3 protein-coding genes and 1 CRISPR repeat array are annotated in these 4,761 nt (G+C 73.3%); all 3 genes read left to right on the top strand.

What is annotated here, in order from left to right:
- Positions 1 to 57: 57 nt before the first annotated feature.
- A CRISPR array of direct repeats spans positions 58 to 2,470; the repeat unit is 29 nt; unit sequence GCCCGCCCCACGCACGTGGGGGTGACCCG.
- A 186-nt stretch (positions 2,471 to 2,656) separates the two neighbouring features.
- Genes DEF28_RS25555 through DEF28_RS25545 form a run of 3 tightly spaced genes read left to right on the top strand, consistent with a single transcriptional unit; the run spans position 2,657 to position 4,584 of the window.
- Positions 2,657 to 3,784: a helix-turn-helix domain-containing protein gene (locus DEF28_RS25555; protein WP_114400324.1), complete on the top strand. Its 1,128-nt coding sequence runs from the start codon at positions 2,657 to 2,659 to the stop codon at positions 3,782 to 3,784.
- Positions 3,785 to 3,835: 51 nt separating this feature from the next.
- Positions 3,836 to 4,168: a hypothetical protein gene (locus tag DEF28_RS27335; protein ID WP_147280245.1), complete on the top strand. Its 333-nt coding sequence runs from the start codon at positions 3,836 to 3,838 to the stop codon at positions 4,166 to 4,168.
- Positions 4,165 to 4,584, top strand: a complete 420-nt coding sequence (locus tag DEF28_RS25545) for a hypothetical protein (RefSeq protein WP_114400326.1) — start codon at positions 4,165 to 4,167, stop codon at positions 4,582 to 4,584. The genes DEF28_RS27335 and DEF28_RS25545 overlap by 4 nt, the downstream gene beginning before the upstream one ends.
- Positions 4,585 to 4,761: the final 177 nt, after the last annotated feature.

Genomic DNA, 4,761 nt, shown 5'->3' with positions numbered 1-4,761 from the left:
CGCCCCACGCACGTGGGGTGACCCGGCTCTGCGGTCGCCGAGGTACTCCTTGAGGTCGCCCGCCCCACTCACGTGGGGGTGACCCGGCCCTCTCGACGCTCAGGTCCGAGGGACTGGTGCCCGCCCCACGCACGTGGGGGTGACCCGCCCGGACGGGTCGTCATCCGGGGCGTTCTCACGCCCGCCCCACGCACGTGGGGGTGACCCGAGATGATCAGCCCTCTGATTCAGGTCGACCACGCCCGCCCCACGCACGTGGGGGTGACCCGTGCCGCCAGCACTGGACGCAGTAGCCGAGATCGCCCGCCCCACGCACGTGGGGGTGACCCGCAACTTTACGTTGCACTGCAACGGAACGTTGCGCCCGCCCCACGCACGTGGGGGTGACCCGCCCCGGCCAGATGGTCGGGGCGAGGAAACGAGGCCCGCCCCACGCACGTGGGGGTGACCCGATGACCGCGGCGGACACCCCGGTGTACGCCGCGCCCGCCCCACGCACGTGGGGGTGACCCGCTCTCGATGCGCTGGCCGAGGGTGCCGTGCAGGCCCGCCCCACGCACGTGGGGGTGACCCGGCGTCGGCGTTGTCGGTGTCTGGGCAGATCAGGCCCGCCCCACGCACGTGGGGGTGACCCGACCGCCGGCGACCAGCTCATCTCCGACTGGATGCCCGCCCCACGCACGTGGGGGTGACCCGCCGCCTGACACGGGGCCTCGGCCAGCAGAGGGGCCCGCCCCACGCACGTGGGGGTGACCCGTCCAGGGCGGGCTGGATGCGGTGCTGGGCGAGGCCCGCCCCACGCACGTGGGGGTGACCCGATGCCGGCCAACGTCACCGCCAGTACGGCGCAGCCCGCCCCACGCACGTGGGGGTGACCCGGCGTTCCGCGAGTTCGTCGTAGCCGGCTTGCCGCCCGCCCCACGCACGTGGGGGTGACCCGGAGATCCTGCGCCAGATCCGCCAGACCGGCTCGCCCGCCCCACGCACGTGGGGGTGACCCGAGCATCGGGGCCGCCTGGAACTACTTGTCCGAGCCCGCCCCACGCACGTGGGGGTGACCCGGACCGCCGCGCCGAACTGGCTGCGGCCGGCCAGCCCGCCCCACGCACGTGGGGGTGACCCGGTGTGGCCCAGCTTGCGCAGCTCCATGGGGCTGCCCGCCCCACGCACGTGGGGGTGACCCGAGGAGGTGGCCGTGGCTGCCGCGCTGGCGCCGGCCGCCCGCCCCACGCACGTGGGGGTGACCCGGCCGACCTGCGCGACACGGAGTTCGATGACCCGCCCGCCCCACGCACGTGGGGGTGACCCGGCGGCCGAGGACTGGATCGACCGGGCCGAGTGGCCCGCCCCACGCACGTGGGGGTGACCCGCGCGAGTACGAGCGCCAGTTCCTCCACCACGGGCCCGCCCCACGCACGTGGGGGTGACCCGCGCGCACCAGCTCGGGCAGGTTCGCCATGGCCGCCCGCCCCACGCACGTGGGGGTGACCCGGCGCGCGCGCCGCGCCCTGAGCCCGGAGGACAAGCCCGCCCCACGCACGTGGGGGTGACCCGACCTCCTTGAGGTGATGGGCGGTCCCGAACGAGCCCGCCCCACGCACGTGGGGGTGACCCGGCCACCCTCCAGCAGCGGCTCCACGCCGAGCGGCCCGCCCCACGCACGTGGGGGTGACCCGCGTGCGCGCCTCGCTCACCGACCGCACCTACGGCCCGCCCCACGCACGTGGGGGTGACCCGGGTCACGATCCCAGCTCCGCTCGGATCGCGGCGCCCGCCCCACGCACGTGGGGGTGACCCGCCTTGGGACTGCTGAACTTCCTCATCGGCGCCGCCCGCCCCACGCACGTGGGGGTGACCCGCTCGCGGTGATCGAGCCGTTCTCCATGGAGTTGCCCGCCCCACGCACGTGGGGGTGACCCGCCCTGGGTTTATTACATGTGCCAAAACGGGCCGCCCGCCCCACGCACGTGGGGGTGACCCGTCGGGCAGCCAGGTCCGCACGCGAACCTCGCCGCCCGCCCCACGCACGTGGGGGTGACCCGGTCGTCCGGCAGTACCTCGACAGCCTCGGCCTGCCCGCCCCACGCACGTGGGGGTGACCCGCTCTCGATGCGCTGGCCGAGGGTGCCGTGCAGGCCCGCCCCACGCACGTGGGGGTGACCCGGCCCAGTTCGAGGCCCAGTTCGCCGCTGACGGGCCCGCCCCACGCACGTGGGGGTGACCCGACGTCGGGCGACCGCCGGTTCGGGGCGTACATGCCCGCCCCACGCACGTGGGGGTGACCCGGGCGAGTTCTGCTTCTGGTCCTTCTTGTCTTCGCCCGCCCCACGCACGTGGGGGGTGACCCGAGCACAACGCGATGACCGGCCGACGAAGCCACGCCCGCCCCACGCACGTGGGGGTGACCCGCCGAGACGACGTAGACGTCCCACCCTGGCCACGCCCGCCCCACGCACGTGGGGGTGACCCGTCCGTCCCAGCCGGGGCCTGACAGGTACAGGACAGCGGGACGGCCCGCACGCGCCGGTGGCATGGCTACCGCAGGCGTGGTGCGGGCCGTCCCACGAACTGTAGCGGGCATCGCGCTGGGACCCCTAGAACGCAGGCGGTCCCGGCCTACTCTGGCAGTGCGAGCCGAACAGAACAGGACGGGACCATGGGGCAGACTACCCCGACGGCGGCAGCCCTCCGCGAAGCCATGGACCGCGCTGGCGTGGGCGTGCGCGAGCTTGCCCGGCGAGTCCACTACAACCATGCCTACGTCAGCCGCGTCCTGCACGGACGCCAGCAGCCCAGCACTGATTTCTTGCGCCTGGTCGACACTGAGCTGGGCACCACACTCGCGCCGACCACGCCCGTCCCGCCAGCATCAGACCCTGGAGACGACATCGGGTCGGAGGTCGCTCACCTCCACGACACCATCCGCCACCTGGTCGCACTCGATGGCCGCTACGGCGGGGACGCCATCGCAGCCACCGCCGTACAGGTCTGGCGCACCGCTCACCGCCAGCTCGACAGGGTTGCCACCGAAGGTCCGGACGGCCGGGCCTACCTCGCAGCTGTCGCTGAACTTGCGGAATTGGCGGGGTGGTTGCTTTTCGACGCCAACCGCCAAGACGAGGCCCGGGTGGCATCACTGGAAGCTCACATGCTCGCCCGCCATGCAGGGGACACGTCCATGCGCAGGTTCGCATTGACGAACCTGGCCATGCAGGACCTGGAAGCCGGACGAGTCGGGGAGTCTCTACGCATCGCCGACGAGCTGCTGGAAGAGCTACGCCTGCCGCCGCGGGTGGCGCTTCTGGCGCGGGTGCGGCGCGGACGGGCTCTTGCTCACGCTGGGGACCGGCCTCGAGCACTGGCCGCTATCGGCACGGCCATGGCTGACCTCGGTGACTCGATCACCGACCGCGACCCGGCGTGGACGTGGTGGGTGGATGAGACCGAGGTGACAGGCCACGAGGGCGAATCCCTGCTCCTGCTCGGGGACGCATCGGCGGCTCTGGAGAGGCTACTGCGGGCTGAGGAGATGTCGAGTCGGCGCCGCACCGACGGCCGCGGCACGCTGTACTACCGGATCAGCGTGGCCAGGGCGTACCGGAAGGCGAGAGCATGGCGGGAGTGCGAGGACGCGCTGCTGGCGGCGCTGCCACTCATGGACGTGATCAGCTCCGGCCGCAACCGCCGTAGGTTCCACGAAACGTTGCGGGAGATCCGCCGCGATCGGGAGGCGCCCACGTGGCTGCGAGACACCGCCGTAGACATAGCCGGTGACCTGGGATAGTCACCAGTCACCATCTGTCAATCACCATTTGCGGAGACATACCGTCACGGCATGGCTACCGCAACCGAACTTCTTAACGCGCCGCCTCGCCGACCACCACAGTCCGGCCGGCACCGCCGGTTCCTCCCGGCGCAGGCGCAGCGTCCGGCCGCGGACCCGTCCCGCATCCCGGACTACCCGGTCTTCGCGGCAATGGCGGAGCGCCACGCGGGCCGGTGGGAGGTCACCTACCGGACTGGGAACGCGGCCCCGTACAGGGCGCGGCACCGGGCCGTGGAGATCTCGCTGGCCTCGGATGACGTGGACGCGCTCGACTGCGCCCTGGCTGCGTTCGAGCCGCCGCCGAGTGCCCGGCCCTACGTGCTGTGCCGGCAGGCCGCATGACCGCCGAGATCCCCGAGCCCGAGGTGTCGGAGCAGGACGCGTTCGACCGGCTGGTAGCGGCCCTCGGCGACACCGGGTACGTCACCGACGCCGACCAGGACATGCAGCTCATCTCCGCCGGGATCTATACCGACCTCCAGGACGCTGAACCCGTCCTGCTGGGGAGCGTGCTGATCCAGATGGCCCACTGGGGGCCGCGGCGGCGGGCCTGGATGATCTGGATGCCACCGCTGCACCCGGGCCAAGAGCCACGCTCGGGCTGGTGGATGCCGATCGGCCCGATTGAGTACGACCCGCAGGGCGCCGTGGAGGTGGCCGACTCCGTCATCTCCCTGCTGCCGGGGGTCAACCGCCGCCCGCGTGTGAGGTGGTGGCCCCGCCCGGGACTCGGGGCCGAGCCGGTGGACGGCGAGTAGACGGCTGCGCCCGCGACGTAAGGGGGTCGCGGGCACGGCTCCCCGGCGGCTCCCTCCCCAGGGTCGGCCCCCGCCGGGGCGCGGCCCGTCCTGGCCGTCATGGCTCCAGCCGGGACGGGCCGCCCACGAACGCCGGACCGCCTGTGGTCCGGCCGCCGGTGCCCAACGCCCAACCCC

Source organism: Marinitenerispora sediminis (genome assembly GCF_003336425.1).
GTDB classification, from domain to species: domain Bacteria; phylum Actinomycetota; class Actinomycetes; order Streptosporangiales; family Streptosporangiaceae; genus Marinitenerispora; species Marinitenerispora sediminis.
This window is presented reverse-complemented; position numbering and strand designations above follow the sequence as displayed.